This is a genomic window from Loktanella sp. F6476L (assembly GCF_023015725.1).
Lineage (GTDB): Bacteria > Pseudomonadota > Alphaproteobacteria > Rhodobacterales > Rhodobacteraceae > Yoonia.
The window spans coordinates 196,574-214,263 of sequence record NZ_JALKAR010000005.1; the positions used below are offsets into that span (position 1 = coordinate 196,574).

At 56.2% G+C, this 17,690-nt stretch carries 19 protein-coding genes; 5 read left to right on the forward strand and 14 right to left on the reverse strand.

Going from position 1 to position 17,690, the window contains the following annotated elements; all coding sequences use genetic code 11:
- Positions 1-227 precede the first annotated feature (227 nt).
- Both pheS and speB read right to left on the reverse strand, forming a co-directional pair.
- Complete coding sequence (gene pheS / locus MWU61_RS12100) at positions 228-1,301, reverse strand: phenylalanine--tRNA ligase subunit alpha (protein ID WP_247128631.1); 1,074 nt, start codon at positions 1,299-1,301, stop codon at positions 228-230.
- A gap of 177 nt (positions 1,302-1,478) precedes the next feature.
- The gene (gene speB, locus MWU61_RS12105; protein WP_247128632.1) at positions 1,479-2,432 is read right to left on the reverse strand and encodes an agmatinase; all 954 of its coding nucleotides are present in this window, start codon (positions 2,430-2,432) and stop codon (positions 1,479-1,481) included.
- Positions 2,433-2,692: 260 nt separating this feature from the next.
- Here speB and MWU61_RS12110 point away from each other — a divergent pair, with 260 nt between their 5' ends.
- Positions 2,693-3,334: a hypothetical protein gene (locus MWU61_RS12110; protein WP_247128633.1), complete on the forward strand. Its 642-nt coding sequence runs from the start codon at positions 2,693-2,695 to the stop codon at positions 3,332-3,334.
- 56 nt (positions 3,335-3,390) lie between these two features.
- Here the strand turns inward: MWU61_RS12110 and rplT are convergent, their stop codons facing one another.
- From rplT to pyk, 4 genes are all read right to left on the reverse strand, one after another.
- Positions 3,391-3,753: a 50S ribosomal protein L20 gene (rplT, locus tag MWU61_RS12115; RefSeq protein ID WP_247128634.1), complete on the reverse strand. Its 363-nt coding sequence runs from the start codon at positions 3,751-3,753 to the stop codon at positions 3,391-3,393.
- A gap of 17 nt (positions 3,754-3,770) precedes the next feature.
- Positions 3,771-3,971: a 50S ribosomal protein L35 gene (gene rpmI, locus MWU61_RS12120; RefSeq protein WP_247128635.1), complete on the reverse strand. Its 201-nt coding sequence runs from the start codon at positions 3,969-3,971 to the stop codon at positions 3,771-3,773.
- Positions 3,972-4,111: 140 nt separating this feature from the next.
- Positions 4,112-4,336, reverse strand: a complete 225-nt coding sequence (locus MWU61_RS12125; RefSeq protein ID WP_247128636.1) for a hypothetical protein — start codon at positions 4,334-4,336, stop codon at positions 4,112-4,114.
- 35 nt (positions 4,337-4,371) lie between these two features.
- Positions 4,372-5,820, reverse strand: a complete 1,449-nt coding sequence (gene pyk, locus MWU61_RS12130) for a pyruvate kinase (RefSeq protein WP_247128637.1) — start codon at positions 5,818-5,820, stop codon at positions 4,372-4,374.
- A 124-nt stretch (positions 5,821-5,944) separates the two neighbouring features.
- On the opposite strand from pyk, the gene MWU61_RS12135 reads away from it, so the two are divergent.
- The 3 genes from MWU61_RS12135 to MWU61_RS12145 all read left to right on the forward strand — a co-directional run bounded on the left by MWU61_RS12135 (position 5,945) and on the right by MWU61_RS12145 (position 8,590).
- On the forward strand, positions 5,945-6,682 hold the full coding sequence (locus MWU61_RS12135; protein WP_247128638.1) for an N-formylglutamate amidohydrolase: 738 nt from the start codon (positions 5,945-5,947) through the stop codon (positions 6,680-6,682).
- A gap of 12 nt (positions 6,683-6,694) precedes the next feature.
- Positions 6,695-6,994 (forward strand): DUF1244 domain-containing protein, encoded by a 300-nt coding sequence (locus MWU61_RS12140; protein WP_247128639.1) that lies wholly within the window; start codon positions 6,695-6,697, stop codon positions 6,992-6,994.
- Between the two features lie 168 nt (positions 6,995-7,162).
- A complete protein-coding gene (locus MWU61_RS12145) occupies positions 7,163-8,590 on the forward strand; it encodes a calcium-binding protein (RefSeq protein ID WP_247128640.1) in 1,428 nt (475 codons plus the stop codon).
- A gap of 65 nt (positions 8,591-8,655) precedes the next feature.
- Here MWU61_RS12145 and MWU61_RS12150 read toward each other — a convergent pair whose 3' ends face one another.
- From MWU61_RS12150 to MWU61_RS12170, 5 genes are all read right to left on the reverse strand, one after another.
- Positions 8,656-9,516: a D-amino-acid transaminase gene (locus MWU61_RS12150; RefSeq protein ID WP_247128641.1), complete on the reverse strand. Its 861-nt coding sequence runs from the start codon at positions 9,514-9,516 to the stop codon at positions 8,656-8,658.
- Between the two features lie 4 nt (positions 9,517-9,520).
- A complete protein-coding gene (gene dgcA / locus MWU61_RS12155; protein WP_247128642.1) occupies positions 9,521-10,486 on the reverse strand; it encodes an N-acetyl-D-Glu racemase DgcA in 966 nt (321 codons plus the stop codon).
- 94 nt (positions 10,487-10,580) lie between these two features.
- Positions 10,581-11,582 (reverse strand): N-acetyltransferase DgcN, encoded by a 1,002-nt coding sequence (gene dgcN, locus MWU61_RS12160; RefSeq protein WP_247128643.1) that lies wholly within the window; start codon positions 11,580-11,582, stop codon positions 10,581-10,583.
- A 253-nt stretch (positions 11,583-11,835) separates the two neighbouring features.
- Positions 11,836-13,149 (reverse strand): ammonium transporter, encoded by a 1,314-nt coding sequence (locus MWU61_RS12165; RefSeq protein ID WP_247128644.1) that lies wholly within the window; start codon positions 13,147-13,149, stop codon positions 11,836-11,838.
- A gap of 13 nt (positions 13,150-13,162) precedes the next feature.
- Positions 13,163-13,501, reverse strand: a complete 339-nt coding sequence (locus MWU61_RS12170; RefSeq protein ID WP_247128645.1) for a P-II family nitrogen regulator — start codon at positions 13,499-13,501, stop codon at positions 13,163-13,165.
- A gap of 263 nt (positions 13,502-13,764) precedes the next feature.
- On the opposite strand from MWU61_RS12170, the gene MWU61_RS12175 reads away from it, so the two are divergent.
- Positions 13,765-15,945, forward strand: coding sequence for a transglycosylase domain-containing protein (locus MWU61_RS12175; protein ID WP_247128646.1), 2,181 nt, complete (start codon positions 13,765-13,767; stop codon positions 15,943-15,945).
- 9 nt (positions 15,946-15,954) lie between these two features.
- Here MWU61_RS12175 and MWU61_RS12180 read toward each other — a convergent pair whose 3' ends face one another.
- From MWU61_RS12180 to MWU61_RS12190, 3 genes are read right to left on the reverse strand one after another with little or no spacing between them, the layout of a single operon-like run.
- Positions 15,955-16,302: a hypothetical protein gene (locus MWU61_RS12180; RefSeq protein ID WP_247128647.1), complete on the reverse strand. Its 348-nt coding sequence runs from the start codon at positions 16,300-16,302 to the stop codon at positions 15,955-15,957.
- Complete coding sequence (locus tag MWU61_RS12185) at positions 16,302-16,889, reverse strand: ABC transporter substrate-binding protein (protein WP_247128648.1); 588 nt, start codon at positions 16,887-16,889, stop codon at positions 16,302-16,304. Before MWU61_RS12185 ends, MWU61_RS12180 begins: the two co-directional genes overlap by 1 nt.
- The gene (locus MWU61_RS12190) at positions 16,889-17,611 is read right to left on the reverse strand and encodes a VacJ family lipoprotein (protein ID WP_247128649.1); all 723 of its coding nucleotides are present in this window, start codon (positions 17,609-17,611) and stop codon (positions 16,889-16,891) included. Before MWU61_RS12190 ends, MWU61_RS12185 begins: the two co-directional genes overlap by 1 nt.
- Between the last annotated feature and the right edge of the window lie 79 nt (positions 17,612-17,690).

Below are 17,690 nucleotides of genomic sequence, written 5' to 3' on the forward strand. Positions count from 1 at the left end.
CCGCTGGAGAAACGACAGCAATTTTCCCGCAAAGCCATCCATGACATATTTGCAAACCGACCTTAGCAAAGATTCGCATATAGCCATTGCCAAAAGTACGAAGAAACAAGCGAAAATACCTGTTGGAACTAGATAGTACAGGGGCCAATCTAATAGTCCGACGCTGCTAAAATGAAACATATAGTCATCCACAGCGAACGCTACAGATGACCATATTTCTCTCAGCGTCACCGCGACAAACCACCATCCAACGTTGGCACGTCCAATGACCGGAAACCGTAGTGCCGCAGCCAGCGCAGGTCGCTATCGAAGAAGGCGCGTAGGTCGGGGACTCCGTATTTCAGCATGGCGATGCGGTCGATGCCGACGCCGAAGGCGAAGCCTTGGTATTCGTTTGGATCGACGCCTGCTGCTGTCAGCACTTTCGGGTGCACCATGCCGGAGCCTAGGATTTCGAGCCAGTCGTCGCCTTCGCCGACTTTCAGTGTCCCGCCTTCCCATGAGCAGCGGATGTCGACCTCTGCGGATGGTTCGGTGAACGGGAAGTGGGAGGCGCGGAAGCGGAGTTCAACGTCGTCGACTTCGAAGAACGCTTTGACGAATTCTTCGAGCACCCATTTCAGGTTGGCCATGGAGATGTCTTTGTCGATGGCGAGACCTTCGACTTGGTTGAACATTGGCGTGTGGGTTTGGTCGTAGTCGGCGCGGTAAACGCGGCCCGGGCAGATGATGCGGATGGGTGCGCCGTTGGCTTCGAGCGACCGGATTTGCACGGGCGATGTGTGCGTGCGCAGGACGTGCGGCGGGCGGTTATCGCCTTCCTTGCGGTGCGTGTAGAACGTGTCCATCTCGGCGCGTGCAGGGTGGTGACCCGGAATGTTCAGCGCGTCGAAGTTATACCAATCGGATTCGATCTGCGGCCCTTCGGCGACGGAAAAGCCCATGTCGGCGAAGATCGCGGTGACCTCGTCGGTGACCTGCGAAATCGGGTGAATGGTGCCCGCGGGGCGCTGACGCGATGGCAGCGTGACGTCGAGCCATTCGGAGCGCAGGCGTTCGTCCAAGGCCGCGTCTTGCAGGCCGGATTTCTTGGCGGCGAGCGCGGAGTTGATTTCGTTCTTCAGCGCATTCAACGCGGGGCCCGCTGTTTGGCGTTCCTCTGGCGTCATTTTGCCCAGCTCGCGCATCTGCAAGGAAATCTCGCCCTTTTTGCCAAGCGCCTGCACGCGAAGGTCTTCGAGGGTGTTTTCATCGCCAGCATCGGCAATCAGGGTCAGGTATTTGGATTTGAGATCGTCCATGGCGCGCCTCTTGAATGGGTTGATGTGGTGTTAGTGAATGGGGGGATGGGTTGCAAGCGTGGGGGGCGCGTCAATCTCGGGTGAAAATACACGCGATGCCGTGTTCGAAGACACGGTTAACTACGCTGGCCTGGTCAGCGGGGCATCGATCGACGCCCCTGAGATTATCGTCGGTCACTAGCCCCGTGCGTGGAAGATGAAGCCGAGGAAATTCAACAGGACCTGTGCTGCGAGGATCGCGGTGCTGTCGGTTTGATCGTAGGCCGGGGCGACTTCGACCAGATCAATACCGACAACATCGTACCGGTTGGCGAGGGCTTGTAGCATTTCGAGGACTTCGTAGTAGAGGAACCCGCCGTGACTGGGCGTGCCTGTGCCGGGGGCGATGGACGGGCAAAACCCGTCGATGTCGATGGTGACGTAGACGCGGACGTCCTTGGGGATACGGTTTATCACCTCATCAGCCCCGAGTTTGCGCATTTGCCGGACCGAGATGATGTCGGACCCCATTTTGCGCGCGTCGTCGTAGCCTTCTTTCGCGGTGGACGACACATTGCGGATGCCGACTTGGGTCAAGCCAGTGACATATGACTTTTCCGCCGCGCGGCGCATTGGATTGCCATGCCCGTTGCGTACGCCATGCCGCACGTCGACAAAATCGAGGTGTGCGTCAATTTGCAGAATGTGGATGTCGCCTTGATCCGCGAAGGCATCAATGCAGGGAATGTTAATCGAATGATCGCCGCCGATGGTGACCGGCAACGCCCCCGCTTTTAGGATCGCCGCGACCCCCTGTTTGATATTTGCATGGCTTTTGTCGGTGTCTGTGTGGACGATATCCGCGTCGCCGATATCGACGATACGGACGTCGGACCCGAGATAGGTGGCGTCGTCTTCGTGGTCAAACGCCCCGCCGTGACCAAAGCTGAACAGGGTCGATGCCTCGCGCACCGCACGCGGACCAAAGCGAGCGCCCGGGCGGAACTGTGTGCCGAAATCGAAAGGGGCGCCGAGGATAGCCACATCCGCGTCGATGGTAGACCAATTTGAAACGTAAGGCCGCTTGCCGAAGGTCGAGATGCCAACGAAGGGAAGGTTCAAACGACCGGCGTCGTAGTCGTTTTGTGCCATGGTGTGAAATCCTTGCGTTCCGAGTCGCCCCAAAGAAAGCCGTTCAGGCCAGAAACGTCAATTTTTGTTTGAAGTTCGATGCATAGGTGATCACAGTTGGCCTACATAAAGCTTTGATTGGACCCGACGTGCATTCTTTAATTCGTTCACTTACCCCACTGGGATGTCTTACTTTGGCCGCTTGTGGTTCGACAACAGACGTCCCGTCTTTCACGGTAGATAGTCAAACCATTGCGTTTCAAACAAAAAATAATGACCTTGTGCTCCCACTTAGCGAAAGATTTGACGCCGGGTCGTTCCTAGGCGCTGCGGAATTGGAGGACGGCGAAGGTCAAATCCTCGCGCTGAGCGAAGGCGATGAGACATTTGCTGCAATCTTATTGACCCGCAATGAAGGCGTCGTGGCAGAAACGTTCTTTGGTCGCACCGCTCAGTTGGGTGCTCTGCCAACGGGGCGCGCAACATTAGAAGGCAGCTACGTCGGGGTTTTTGAGAATTCCGAAAATGACACGTTCAGAAGCTATATCACAGGCACTGCCGTGTTTGACGTGGACCTGGACGCGATGACGATCAGTGGTGAGGTGACAGAGGCGACAACGGATTTGTTCGAGCTTGGTTTGCCATTCGTGCTAGATGAAGACGCTCGAATTAGCTTTCCTGAAAGCACCATTCTCGCAGACGGGACCTTTGGTACAATTGATGAGCAGACCACCGTTAATGAAGAAGACGGTAGAGAGACTATCGAGACAACTGATTACTCTGGTGTGCTAGGCGGTTCGACGGCGGAAGGCGCCGAACTTGTAGGGACCGTCACCCGATCATTTGTTACGACTCGCGCGCAGAACAACGCTAGCATTACAACAACGGGGCAGCAAACTGGCGTTTTCGCCGCTGGTCACTAACGCAAAAGGGCCGCCCAATGGTGGACGGCCCTTTCGTATTCTGATCGACGTTTGGCTTAGGCAGCCAGTGCGTCTTTTGCTTTGCCGACGATTGTCGCAAATGCGTCTGGTTCGTTTACGGCCAGGTCAGCCAGAACCTTACGGTCGACTTCGATGCCAGCCAGAACGAGACCGTTGATGAACTTGGAGTAGTTCAATGTTTCGTCTACCGAACGTACACCAGCGTTGATCCGCTGGATCCACAACGCGCGGAAGTTCCGCTTGCGGTTGTGACGGTCGCGAGTAGCGTATTGGTTCGCTTTGTCGACGGCCTGTTTCGCGACTTTGAAAGTCTTGGAACGACGGTCGTAATAACCTTTGGCAGCGTCGAGAACTTTTTTGTGACGACGATGAGTGACTGTACCACCTTTAACGCGCATATCCTAAATCCCTCTAATTAACGTGCGTAAGGCATCATTGATTTAACGATACCTTCGTCTGCTTTGCTCAAAGTGGTTGTGCCACGAGCGTTACGAAGGAATTTGTTTGTGCGCTTGATCATGCCGTGCTGCTTGCCCGCTTGGGCTGCGACGACACGGCCTGACGCCGTCGTCTTGAACCGCTTTTTGCAGCTCGATTTTGTCTTCATCTTAGGCATTTCCGTCTCCTCTTGAGTTCGGTTGAACGCACGACTCGGCATGCCAGATAGGCCGGTCGCGCGGGTGGAAGCGCTTCTTTAGGTCTGAGTCCTTTGGAAAGCAAGCGATAAGTGGGCAAAACATGCCCACCTGAGGCCTTTTAGTTCAGGACTTTGCCGATCACCCGAACGAAGACGTCCGGCAAAGTATCAAAGTTATAGGCGCCGGGCCGTTCGTTGATCGCATAACCGATCATCAAGGCCCCGATCAGGACAACAATTGCAGGCACCCGAGGCGACCGATTGTCGGAGAACGCAGACACGATTGCCGGAATGGACAGCACCGCAATGATGAAGCCCACAACAAATAAGACGTCTGAATCCATGCCCGTTTCCTGCGATTGTTTCGCGTTAGGAAACCTTAATCAGCATCTGCTGTGAAAATCAACTTTTCTGCACATGGGGCAACCCGCAGGATGTTCGTCGTACCCGGTGTGTTGAAGGGCACACCAGCTGTCACAACGATCATGTCGGATTCGTCGACCAAGTCTTCTGCCTTTGCTGCACGCACAGCCGCGATCACCGCATCCTTAAACCGGTGAACATCGCCCGTGACCACGCAGTTGGTGCCCCACGTCAGGCACAAGCGCCGCGCGATTTCAGGTGAGCTGGTCATCGCAACGATTGGCACCCGCGGGCGTTCGCGTGCAACCAAGGATGCTGTTGTCCCAGATTGGGAGAAACAGCAGATTGCTTTGACGTCTGTGGTTTCCGCAATTTCACGCGCCGCAGAAACGATCCCATCGGCCACGGTTTTACCCGTGGAATTGCGGGATGCTTCGATGATGTCGGTGTAGGTTGGGTCAGCTTCGACTTCGGCGGCCACGTTGGACATCGTTGTCACGGCTTCAACCGGATAAGACCCCGCCGCAGATTCTGCAGACAGCATGATCGCGTCTGTGCCTTCGTAGATCGCGGTTGCGACGTCAGAGACTTCGGCACGTGTCGGCATCGGGCTGTCGATCATGGATTCGAGCATCTGCGTCGCCACGATCACCGGCTTGGCTGCTGCACGACATTTACGGATCAGGCTTTTCTGGATTGGTGGGACGTTCTGCACAGGCAGTTCAACACCCAGATCGCCACGCGCAACCATGATACCGTCGGACACCGCGAGGATTTCTTCGAACGCCTTCACAGCGTTTGGCTTTTCAATTTTGGACAAGATCGCCGCACGACCGTTGCACAGTTTGCGGGCTTGTTCGACGTCAGCGGCACGCTGCACGAAGGACAGCGCCAGCCAGTCCACGCCCAATTCGCACACGAATTCGAGGTCTTTCAGATCTTTCGGGGACAGCGCGGCCAACGGCAGTGTCACGTCAGGCACGTTCACGCCTTTACGGTTGGAAATCACGCCGCCAACGATGACTTCGCAGTTCGCGAAAGTCGCGCCGCAGTCTTTGACACGCAGCTTAATCTTACCGTCGTTCACCAGCAGGTGCGCGCCAGGTTCAAGTGCGTCAAAAATTTCAGTGTGCGGCAACTGTACGCGGGTCAGATCACCCGGCGCGTCATCAAGGTCGAGACGGAAATCTGCGCCCGGCACCAGTTCTTCACCATCGTCGTTTGCAAACACACCAACACGCAGTTTTGGTCCCTGAAGGTCGGCCAGAATACCGATCGGGCTGTTGAGGTCTTTTTCAACTTGGCGAATGATTTCGTGACGCACTTTGATTTCGGAGTGATCACCGTGGGACATATTCAGACGGAACACGTCAGCACCGGCTTCAACCAACTTACGGATCATGTCGTAGTCGTTAGATGCTGGTCCTAGTGTTGCGACGATTTTGACATTGCGGTGACGTCTCATACGGGTGATCCTTATACTTCAACTGCGTGAGGTGCCTTCGTTAGCGATAACACCTTTTGGCGCCCTTATTGCTTATAACCCCGGACGTCACAACTGCACTCAACTCTATTTTGATGAAACACGTATGACTGTTGAATATTTCACCACTCTTGAGCCCAAAAACCCGTCACGCTGGTTAATTACGAGCGATCACGCGTCAAATCACGTTCCAAAATGGGTGAATGGGGGCGATCTTGGCCTGCCTGCGGCGGACATGGAACGCCACATTGCCTATGATATTGGCGCCGCGGGCGTGACCCACGCGCTTGCAACTGCCCTAGGGGCAACTGCGATTCTATCCAACTTCTCGCGGTTGGTGATTGATCCGAACCGTGGTGAGCGTGACCCGACCCTGCTGATGCGTCTTTCCGATGGCACAATCATTCCCGCCAACCATCATGCGGATGCGGCTGAAAAGGAACGTCGGCTTGACCGGTTGCACCGCCCCTATCACGCCGCACTTGCTGATCTGGCTGCTCGGCGCGACGACACTGTGATTTGTTCTGTTCATTCGTTTACGCCACAAATGCGAGGACGCCCGCCGCGCCCATGGGAGATCGGTGTGCTTTATGCGGATGATGACCGTCTGGCGCGTCCGCTGATTGCCGCCTGTGAAGCCATGGGGTGGTGCGTCGGCGACAACGCCCCCTATGTTGGCTATTTCCCCGACGATGCGATTGATCGTCATGCAACAGCCCACAACCGCCCGAACGTGCTGATCGAATTGCGCAATGATTTGATCGCAGATGCCGCCGGACAGGCCTTGTGGGCTAGCAGGCTCGCCCCGATATTAGACAAAGTTCTGGCCGATACCGGCCTGTGAAAGGATAAAACCATGGACGACCAAACCCGCATCGAGATCGAAGCCGCCGCTTTCCGCCGCCTGCAAAAGCATTTGATGGAAGATCGGCCCGACGCCCAAAACATCGATATGATGAACCTTGCAGGGTTTTGCCGGAATTGCCTGAGCCGCTGGTACCAAGAAGCCGCCAATGAACGCGGTATTGAGATGGACAAAGACGCAGGGCGTGAGGCGTTCTATGGGATGCCGTTTGTCAAATGGCGCGACAAACACCAGACAGACGCGTCCGATGCGGCCAAAGCCGCATTCGCGGAAAGTCATCCAGAGAAGTAATCCGAAACGGAAACAATGCGAGCCATGACATCACATTGATCCGCAACAAGAAACACCCTCAACCTAACTGCTTGACCATACAGCCTGAACGGGTCCTATTGGGGTCATTATAGCGCTGCACGCCGATCAACGGGTGCAGCGTAAAAGTCATTTCGATGGGGGTCGAATATGGAATTTGTTTTACCAGTACTGATTTTGCTTGGCTTATCGGGCCTTTTGTTTAGCGACAGCGGCAGTTCATCTGCCGGTGACGTTGCAGGCGATAGCGGCTCTAGTGATGACGCAGATCAGCCGGACACACCAACCGCGGCCACGGCCCCAGTCACAAACTTTCTGGATCTGACCGCAGGCGATGACACGGAAGAAGGCACCGAAGGCGACGACCTGATCCGTGCATTCGACGGCGATGATACAGTCACAGGCGGCGCGGGCGATGATCGCGTGTTTCTGGGGGAGGGGAATGATTTCTCTGCCGGAAATAACGAAGGCGATGACCTGACACGTGGTGGTGATGGCGACGATGCAATCATGGACGACGCCGGTGCGGACACGATCTATGGCGATCTTGGCGCAGACCTGATCATGGCGCTTGATGCGGGCACCGGTGACGATGAAGCCGACACGCTGTTCGGCGGCTTTGGCAATGACATCCTGATTGGTGATGAAGGCGACGAAATTTCGGGCGGGGGTGGCAACGACGCCTTTGCCGTGCGGTGGGATAACGAAGGCGAACCCACAACCATCACCGATTATGAAGCCCGCGAACGGATCGAACTGGAAATTCCTGCAATCTTTGACGGCAGCGAACTGACGATCACGCCTGATGAAGCGGGTGAAAATACGTTGATCAACGTAGGCGACCAAACCGCGATTATCCTTGAAGGCGTAACCGACCCCGAAACCGTGAACATCAGCCTGTTCGGTCGGGAAATCGTGCAAACCGCCGACGAAGACTCTGATCTTATTGCGGGTACCGATGGCGATGAAACGATTGATACGGGTCGGGGTCAGGACATCGCTTATGGCGGCGCGGGCGACGACACGATCGACGGCGGGCGCGAGACGGATGTGCTGTATGGCGGGTCCGGCGATGACGTGATTGCGGGCAATAGCGGTGACGACCTAATCCGTGGCGGCACCGGCGATGATCTGATCAAGGCAGGCGCGGGCAACGATATTGTCGTTGATCGCGACGGCAATGACACTGTGCGCGGTGGGTCCGAGAACGATATCGTCGATGTCCGCGATCTGGCCAGCGATGGCGCAGACGAGGTGACGCTCGGCTCTGGCGATGACGCTGTTTTGGCCGACGACGGTGATCTTGTGAAATTGGGTGCAGGTAATGATCTGGCCGTCGTCAGCGTCGAAGACGTGATCGATGATCCCGTGACAATCAAAGATTTCGACCCTGCCGAGGATATCCTGAATATTGCGATCGGTGATGGGACTGGCACGATCACGCTTGGCCCTGTGAACAATGGCGCGGACACTTTGGTGACGGTTGACGGGCAAGAGGTTGCGATCCTCGCACGGATCAGCCTGACCACAGCGGTGAACGTCAACGTCGTGGCATTGATCCCCGAAGCCACATCCTAATATATCAAACAAAAGGGGCGTCCTTTTCACAAAGGACGCCCCTTTCTTGTGCGTGGTGATCTGGCTTAGATCGCCATTTTACGGCTTTCTTCGAGGTAGATTTCACGCAGACGCGGCGCGATGGACCCCGGTGTGCCGTCACCGATTGGCTTTTCATCAATCTCGACCACGGGCATCACGAAAGTCGACGCAGAGGTGATAAACGCCTCGTCCGCCTCTTGGGCTTCTGCGATGGTAAAGCTGCGCTCTTCGACTTGCATCTGGGCTTCGCGGGCAAATCGCAGAACGGCCGCGCGGGTGATCCCGTGCAGGATTTCGTTGCCAAGGTGACGCGTGATGATCGTGTTGCCTTTGACGATATAGGCGTTGTTGGATGACCCTTCGGTCACCATGCCATCTTCGACCATCCATGCATCATCAGCGCCAGCAGCTTTCGCAGCCATCTTCGCCATGGACGGGTACAGCAGCTGAACGGTCTTGATGTCGCGTCGGGCCCAGCGCTGATCTTCGATGGAGATCACTTTCATCCCCTTTTTGGCAGCGGGGCTATCGGCCAGACCTGGCTTGTTCTGCGTGAATAGAACGACGGTTGGCTTTACCGTTTCGGGATCAGGGTAGACAAAATCACGGTCATCGGGTGCGCCACGCGTGATTTGCAGATAGATCATGCCTTCGTTGATGTTGTTCACCTTCACCAGCTCGCGGTGGATTTCCAGAAGATCGTCAAAGCAATCAGGCTTTTGCATGCCCAGTTCGTTCAAGGACCGTTCCAGACGTTTCGCGTGGCCGTCAAAGTCGATCAACTTGCCGTCCAAGACTGACGTCACTTCATACACGCCATCCGCCATCAGGAAGCCGCGATCAAAGATCGACACCTGCGCTTCGTTTTCAGGTACATAGTTGCCGTTCAAATAGACTGTGCGCATCGCGTTATCCCCATAGTCCGGCGGTAGGTGCATGCACGCCCGCCTCGTCAAATATCAAAGGTTCATCGCGGTCTTCGGCCAACAGAAGCGGGCCGTCAAGGTCCGTGAACGCCACATCTTGAGCTAAAAGTACCGCTGGGGCCATGGCAAGCGATGATCCGACCATGCAGCCGACCATGACATCGTAGCCTTGGGCGATTGCGTCTTGCTTAAGCAACAGCGCCTCGGTCAGGCCGCCGGTTTTATCCAGCTTGATGTTCACCATATCGTATTTGCCCTTCAGTTTGGGCAACGACGTGCGATCATGGCAGGCCTCATCGGCGCAAACAGGCAGCGGGCGTTCAATTTCGGAAAGCATATCGTCGTCACCCGCAGGCAACGGCTGTTCTACCATCTGCACGCCAAGGCGCAGCAAATGCGGGGCGAGTTCGGCGTAAACCTCAGCAGTCCAGCCTTCGTTAGCGTCGACAATGATCCGAGACGCAGGCGCACCGCGCCGCACAGCTTCTAACCGGGCCATATCGTCAGGCGTGCCGAGTTTGATCTTCAACAGCGGACGATGGGCATTCAACGCCGCCTGCTCTTGCATCTTTTCTGGGGTATCAAGCGACAGGGTATATGCGGTGATTTCCGGCTTTGGCGCAGGAACACCCACCATATCCCAAACGCGTTCGCCCGCTTGCTTGGCTTCCAAATCCCACAACGCGCAATCAACGGCATTGCGCGCGGCACCCGCCGGCAACAAATCCTGCAGCGCTTGACGTGTCAAATCCGCAGGCAGACCCATAATCTCGGCCGTGACGCTATCAAGGCTCTCGCCATAGCGGGCATAGGGCACACATTCACCCATACCGACGTGATCGCCGTCCGCAACCTGCACCGTCAATACCTCGGCCTGCGTCCGCGACCCACGGCTGATGGTAAACACCTGTGCCAGCTGAAAGACGTCGCGCGTTACTTGGATGCCCATACGGCCCACCTTCTTTGGGTTTCTCTATATTCCGGGGGTACGGGGGCTGGCCCCCGCCGAATTTTCCAGAAAATTCGCCCCCGTTTGCAGATGTTTAGATCGCTTCGAGAGCATCCACCAGCTTTGCCGCGCCATAACGGAACGGATCGGTGGTTGGCAGGCCCATGCGGTCTTCGATTTCCGCAACACAGGCTTTCGCCTCTTCATCCGAAAGATGCTGTGTGTTCACGGAAATACCGACGATCTGGCAATCAGGGTTCGCGACCCGCGCGATTGGCAGGACCATGTCGCGCAACGCCTCGAGCGATGGCAGGTCGTAGGTCGGCAAACCGCGCATATGGGTCCGTGTTGGTTCGTGCGCCAGAACGATCGCATCGGGCTGGCCGCCGTGGATCAAGGCCATTGTCACGCCAGAATAAGACACGTGGAACAGGCTGCCCTGCCCTTCGATGTGGTCCCAATGATCCGCATCGTTGTCAGGTGTCAGATATTCGACCGCACCTGCCATGAAATCGGCGATGACCGCATCCAAAGGCACACCGCCACCGGTGATCAGGATGCCGGTCTGCCCGGTTGGCCGGAATGTCGTCTTCATCCCGCGTTTCTGCATTTCGGCGTCCATGCACAGGCCGGTGTACATCTTGCCTACGGAACAATCGGTCCCGACGGCCAAGCACCGTTTACCTGTCCGCTTCACACCGTTCGCGATTGGATACGCTACAGACGGGATACGCACGTCGAACAATGTCCGGCCATTCACACGGGCCGCTGCCATCAGTTCGTTTTCGTCGCGCAGCAGGTTATGCAAACCGGACGCAATGTCGTAGCCCATGTTCAGCGCCTGAACGAGCACCTCTTTCCACGCATCGGAAATCACGCCGCCCCGGTTGGCCACGCCGATGACCAATGTCTTGGCACCAGCGGCAAGGCCTTCTTCCAGCGTCATCTCAGTGATCCCAAGGTCTGCCCCGCAACCCGCCATGCGGAATTGACCGACGGCATTCTCTGGACGCCAGTCTTTGATGCCGATGGCAACTTTGGCGGCAAGTTGGTCAGGCGCGTCGCCTAAGAACAGAAGGTATGGTGTCTGGATCATCGGTGGCACTCCGCAGATAGAAGGATTCGTGGTTGATGGGAGAATGGCCCAGAAATTGCGCAAGGTTTTACGTTTATTGGCTCCAATCGAACCGTGATTAGAAGAATTACCCGCATTTTTCGTAATACAAGCAATATTATCCCGCTCCGCAGCAAGGACTGTTGAAATTCCTCCTGCTGGAACGAAAAAACCCGGCCACATGATGCGGCCGGGTTTAAGTTTGCTAGTCCCCTAGGAAGGAAGGAGGAGGGGCTTAGCCTTTGTTAAACTCTGGGTAAGCTTCCATGCCCAGCTCAGCCATGTCGAGACCGTTGATCTCGGCTTCTTCGCTGACGCGGATACCTACTGTTGCTTTCAGGATGAACCAGATCACACCAGCGATGACAAATGTAAAGACACCGTAAGCTACGATACCAGTGATCTGTGCGCCCCAGTTGCCTGTGTAGAAGGCCACTGCGAGTGTACCCCAGATACCTGCCAGCAGGTGAACAGGGATCGCACCAACAACGTCGTCGATTTTCAGCTTGTCGAGAAGCGGAACTGCGAAGACCACGATCACACCACCTACAGCACCTGTCAGCAATGCGCCGAGCAGTGTTGGAGCAAGCGGTTCAGCTGTGATGGAAACCAGACCAGCGAGCGCGCCGTTCAGAACCATCGTCAGGTCGACCTTTTTGTACATGATTTGCGTCAGGATCAGCGCGGCTACTGCGCCGGATGCTGCTGCCATGTTTGTGTTCGCAAAGATGCGGCCGATGTCAGTGATGTCGCCAACAGTACCCGCAGCAAGCTGTGAACCACCGTTAAAGCCAAACCAACCGAGCCACAGGATGAATGTACCCAGTGTTGCAAGTGCGAGGTTTGAACCCGGCATTGGAACAGTACGGCCATCTTTGTATTTGCCCAGACGTGGCCCAAGGATGATCGCACCAGCCAAAGCAGCCCAGCCACCGACAGAGTGTACGATTGTAGAACCGGCGAAGTCAGAGAAGCCCATTTCGGACAACCAACCGCCGCCCCACTGCCAAGAACCCGAGATTGGGTACATCAGGCCTGTCAGGATTGCGACGAAGATCAGGAACGGCCACAGTTTGATGCGCTCAGCAAGTGCACCAGAAACGATGGACGCAGTTGCCGCAACAAACATCAGCTGGAAGAAGAAATCGGATGCAACGGATGCGTAATCCAGTGCAGCCTCAGATGCGTCCAGACCAACTGGTTCGAGCCATGTTGTTGTGCCGAAGATTGGGCCGAGGTAGCCGTTGAATTCGCCCGGGTACATCAGGTTGAAGCCAACCAGCCAGTACATGATGGACGCAATAGAGAACAACGCGATGTTTTTGGTCAGCTGCATGGCAACGTTTTTGCCGCGCACAAGGCCAGCTTCGAGCATTGCAAAGCCTGCGGCCATGAAAAACACGAGGAAGCCTGCAACCAAGAACAAGAAGGTTGTCATGATGTAAGGGCCGATTTCATCGAACCCCGGTGCGGCTGCCTCTTGGGCAAAGGCGAAGCTTGGCAATGCTACCAGTGCTGCCCCCGCAAAAAGTGTATTGGTGAGTTTCATCTGTCCCGGTCCCTTAGATAGCGTCGTCGTTTAGTTCGCCGGTGCGGACGCGCATCGCGCCTTCCACATCAAGCGTAAAGATTTTGCCGTCGCCGATTTTATCGGTCTTGGCTGTAGTGGCGATTGTGGAAACCACTTGTTCTGCCATGCTGTCCTGCACGACGATCTCAAGCTTCACTTTCGGCACGAAATTCACGGCGTATTCTGCGCCACGGTAGATTTCTGTGTGCCCGGATTGTGCGCCGAAGCCTTTAATTTCAGATACCATCATCCCACGCACACCGATGCCGGTCAGCGCTTCGCGGACCTCTTCCAGCTTGAATGGTTTGATTGTTGCAATGATCAGTTTCACGAGGGGTCCCCTTGTCGTTCTGCCCAAATGCCGCGACCGTGCGGCTGTGGGCCTAAGTGGCGGTATCTCGCCGAGGGGAACAACGATTCTGGAGGCCCTTTTGGGGCACATCCGACGCAATTTGCACATTTTTTGCACAAATTAATCGTTTCGCCCAAAAATTAGACGAAACATAAAAGCGCCGCTGGGCCATCTGGGTTCTCTACATTCGTACTTGCAGCGCGTATGATGCCCCAAAGATACCGGAACGGTGCAGGCGAGACATGAGCGGAAATGGTAAGAAACGCAGCCCATTGGTTGCTGAAAAACGGTATGCTGCGGACGCACCGAAAAAGCCCGCACCCAAGAAATCCGCGCGTGCGCGCAAGGCCGCAAAACGTGCGCCAGCCAAACGTCGCGGCCCTATCGGGCTGTTAACCGCGTTCATTGGCGGCATTTTCCGCGCCGTCTGGCGGCTGATCTGGGGCGGCACCGCAATTGTCTGCATTATGGTTGGTCTCGGCGTGTTCTACTTCGCTTCGCAAATGCCGCCTGCAAATAGCGTCATTGATGGCCGCGCGCGTGGTTCGGTTACATTGCAGGACCGTTTTGGCGATACGTTTGCTTGGCGTGGCGATCAGTTTGGCGGGATGATAACGACCGAAACGGTAAGCCCCCATTTGGTCAACGCCGTCGTCGCATCCGAAGACAAACGGTTCTACCGTCACATTGGCCTTTCGCCGCGCGGTGTCGCGTCTGCTGTGCGGATCAACCTGCGGGCTGGTCGCGGGCCGTTGTCCGGCAACGGCGGGTCTACGATCACGCAACAGGTGGCGAAGCTGCTGTGCCTTGGCACCCCGTTTGATCCGAACCAATGGGAGTCAGAAGCCGCCTATGAGGCCGATTGTCGCCGCACCACTTTGTGGCGGAAGGTGAAAGAAGCCGTTTACGCGATGGGCATGGAAGTCGCGTACACAAAGGATGAAATTCTGACGATCTACCTGAACCGTGCCTATTTGGGTGCGGGGTCGCGTGGGTTTGCAGCTGCATCTGAACGCTACTTTGGGAAATCAGCCAGCGACCTGCGCCCTGCCGAAGCCGCGATGCTGTCGAGCTTGCTACCCGCCCCATCTTCGCGCGCGCCGACCCGCAATCTGGAAGCTGCCCAACAACGCGCGAACGTCGTCATTGGCTTGATGGAGGTGCAAGAACGTCTGTCGCCCGAACTGGCCGCTGATGCCCGCGCGAACCCAGCGACGTTGTCGTCTGCTGCGAAACAAGACACCGGCGGATATTTCGCCGATTGGGTGATGGCGTCCGGCCCCGAATTCTTCACGCGCAACACAACAGAAGACGTGAACATTCACACGACCTTCGATCAAGACATTCAGGCCAGCGCCGAAGACGCCCTGACATGGGTCTTTGAAAACAAGGTGAAAGCCGGATCGGAAGCCGAAGCCGCGATTGTTGTGATGTCTGCAGACGGCGCTGTACGGGCGATGGTTGGTGGGCGGTCTGCCCCGAACCCAGGTGATTTCAACCGCGCTATTCAGGCCCGCCGCCAACCCGGATCGGCGTTTAAGCCGTTCATCTTTGCGGCTGCTTTGGAAATGGATTTCTCGCCCAACGATTACGTCAACGATACTGACATGTGCTGGTCCACGCCCGGATCTGGCGATTGGTGTCCGCAAAACTATGACCGCCAGTTCAAAGGGCCGGTGACGCTGACGGAATCGCTTGTCGAAAGCCGGAACATTCCAGCGGTGATCCTGTCAGAAAACGTGGGCCGCGATATTGTGCGGCTTGTCGCAGAAGGGTTCGGGATCGAAAGCGATCTGGCCGATGGTCCGGCGCTGGCGCTGGGTGTATCCGAAAGCACATTGATCGAAATGACCGGTGCTTATGCGGGTATCCTGAACGGTGGCTCCGCTGTTGATCCTTACGGTTTTGTTGAACTTGAAGTCGCCGCCACGAACGAGATTTTTCCGGCCCTTGCTGGCGGGATCAAGGAACGTGTGATCCGTGAACGGTCCGCTCGCGAACTGACATGGATGATGAGCCAAGTGGTCGAACGCGGCACTGGTGCGCGTGCGAAGATTGATGGCTGGCAAATTGCGGGCAAGACAGGCACGACGCAATCCGCGCGGGATGCGTGGTTTATCGGCTTTACCGGCGATTACGTGACTGGCGTTTGGATGGGCTATGACGACAACAGTCCACTGTCCGGTGTGACTGGTGGGGGTCTGCCCGCTGATATCTGGCGCGAGACGATGACGCGTGTGCTTGACGGTCAGCAGCCTGTGCCGCTGCCGATGCAAGGTCCGGGCAATCAGTTACGTCGCAGTGATCCGAATTTCCAGCCGGGTGTCGCCGCACCACAGGCGCCCGCACCCGCTGCACCGGAATCGCCAAATGACGGTGCCATTCTGGATGTGTTGAATAACATCCTGAACAACGCAAACTAGCAGTCGGGTTTATTCAGGTTCGCAGGCCGAATAGGCAAACGCGTAACCGTTCCAAATCATGATGATCCCGTCGTCGTCCGCTGCGTCCATGAGCATCGCGCGTTCTGTCCAGACTTCGTCGTCGTTGGAGCATTGCATCGTGTAGAGCGTCGCATCCATTTGCAGCACGTCCACCGGACGCGTCATGCGGCATTGCACGTCTACGCCAAAGAAAATGCCATCTTCGATTTTCAGCGCACCACCATCAACGCCGACGTTCGCGCAATCCGCGTTGGCGACCTGTTTGTACGTCCCATCGTAAGGCCCCGCCGCAGCAAGCGTCGGCATCAGAGCCAATATCGCGGCGAGCCTACGCATCAGGCTGCCCCGATTTCGGCGGTAAGTGCATCAAGGTTACGACCTTGCCGATCAAGAAGCGCCCCGATTTCCGCCCGTTCGGTCAACAGCATATTCACGCCTTCGATGATGAAGTTGAAGAATTTGTGCGATCCGGACCGATCAGACACGTGGAAATCCATGCGGAGCGGGGAACGTCCCCGCAATTTCACGGTTGTCTCAACCTCGATCCAGCTTTTGACGGGTGCCGCGCCTTCGACGACGATTTCACCGCCCACGAATTCACGGAAACGACGGCCATATTTGCTGGCGATGTAGCTGCGGAAGGCTACAGTGTAGGCCTGCATCTGGGCCGCGCTTGCGCTGCGGGCGTCTGCGCCAAGGCAGTACCGTGCAATTGTCGGCACATCGGAATAGCGATCAAACAGAACCTCGAAATCGCGGATCATGGCGGCTTCGGATTTGCCGGATGCGATGACCGCGTTCACTTCGGTCACAAGGGCCGTGACGATGGCCTGCGACTGCTGCACGGACAAGGCGGCTGCAGATTGCGGGATGAGAACTGCGGCGCTCGTGGCTGCGATCATTTGACGACGGTTCAGGATCATTACGGGTCTCCGTATAGGTCGGCGTAGGGGTCAGCGACTTCAGCCGCTTCGGCCCCGATTTCAAAACGGCGGTTCTGTAGGTAGATCAGCTGTGCCTGCGTGTAGCTGTCCGCGCTTTCGTTCAGAACGTCACCAATGGTATCGCCCACTTGGTCAATTTTTGCGACGCGGCCAGCCAGCGACCCTACTGAAGCGACAAGCAATTGGTCTTCGTTCAGGAAAGTGCCCAGCGGATCAATGAGGACATCCACAATCATCCCCGCAGTGTCGCGTTCGGTTGACGGGCCAATGAGCGGTAATTCGAGATACGCGCCTTCAGGTGCGCCCCAAACCGATAGGGTTTGACCAAAATCGGCATCAATTTCTTCAAGCCCAATAATATCGGACGGATCAAACACACCAAAAAGACCGAAAACCGAATTGATCAGGAACCGCAGGGAATTGGAGCCCGCAGCGCCCAGATCGCCCTGCAATGTGTTATTCAGGATCACACCCGGCAAAGCGACGTTATCGGCGAAATCAATCACCCGTTCAGAGATTGGCGCGGGAATGCGCGGGCCGCTGCTTTCGCCACTGCCCAAGCCACCTGTGAGGTTTTTGTTGAATTCGTGGACAGACCGATTGCGGGCCTCGTATGGATCGTGGACCGATACCCCTTCGGGGGCGACGCTACATGCGCCAAGCAAGGATAGGGTCAAGCAAATGGCAAAAAGTGACTTCATGAATTCAACAGTTTCGATCTTTAAAAGAGGTGATTGTGATGTGACGCTTGTCCGTAAAAATTGCAACAACCTTAGTTTG

Bases quoted from the DNA above. Each gene is read 5' to 3' on its own strand.
- pheS (WP_247128631.1), bottom strand. From the start codon at position 1,301: ATGGACGATCTCAAATCCAAATACCTGACCCTGATTGCCGATGCTGGC.
- speB (WP_247128632.1), bottom strand. From the start codon at position 2,432: ATGGCACAAAACGACTACGACGCCGGTCGTTTGAACCTTCCCTTCGTT.
- rplT (WP_247128634.1), bottom strand. From the start codon at position 3,753: ATGCGCGTTAAAGGTGGTACAGTCACTCATCGTCGTCACAAAAAAGTT.
- rpmI (WP_247128635.1), bottom strand. From the start codon at position 3,971: ATGCCTAAGATGAAGACAAAATCGAGCTGCAAAAAGCGGTTCAAGACG.
- MWU61_RS12125 (WP_247128636.1), bottom strand. From the start codon at position 4,336: ATGGATTCAGACGTCTTATTTGTTGTGGGCTTCATCATTGCGGTGCTG.
- pyk (WP_247128637.1), bottom strand. From the start codon at position 5,820: ATGAGACGTCACCGCAATGTCAAAATCGTCGCAACACTAGGACCAGCA.
- MWU61_RS12135 (WP_247128638.1), top strand. From the start codon at position 5,945: ATGACTGTTGAATATTTCACCACTCTTGAGCCCAAAAACCCGTCACGC.
- MWU61_RS12140 (WP_247128639.1), top strand. From the start codon at position 6,695: ATGGACGACCAAACCCGCATCGAGATCGAAGCCGCCGCTTTCCGCCGC.
- MWU61_RS12145 (WP_247128640.1), top strand. From the start codon at position 7,163: ATGGAATTTGTTTTACCAGTACTGATTTTGCTTGGCTTATCGGGCCTT.
- MWU61_RS12150 (WP_247128641.1), bottom strand. From the start codon at position 9,516: ATGCGCACAGTCTATTTGAACGGCAACTATGTACCTGAAAACGAAGCG.
- dgcA (WP_247128642.1), bottom strand. From the start codon at position 10,486: ATGGGCATCCAAGTAACGCGCGACGTCTTTCAGCTGGCACAGGTGTTT.
- dgcN (WP_247128643.1), bottom strand. From the start codon at position 11,582: ATGATCCAGACACCATACCTTCTGTTCTTAGGCGACGCGCCTGACCAA.
- MWU61_RS12165 (WP_247128644.1), bottom strand. From the start codon at position 13,149: ATGAAACTCACCAATACACTTTTTGCGGGGGCAGCACTGGTAGCATTG.
- MWU61_RS12175 (WP_247128646.1), top strand. From the start codon at position 13,765: ATGAGCGGAAATGGTAAGAAACGCAGCCCATTGGTTGCTGAAAAACGG.
- MWU61_RS12180 (WP_247128647.1), bottom strand. From the start codon at position 16,302: ATGCGTAGGCTCGCCGCGATATTGGCTCTGATGCCGACGCTTGCTGCG.
- MWU61_RS12185 (WP_247128648.1), bottom strand. From the start codon at position 16,889: ATGATCCTGAACCGTCGTCAAATGATCGCAGCCACGAGCGCCGCAGTT.
- MWU61_RS12190 (WP_247128649.1), bottom strand. From the start codon at position 17,611: ATGAAGTCACTTTTTGCCATTTGCTTGACCCTATCCTTGCTTGGCGCA.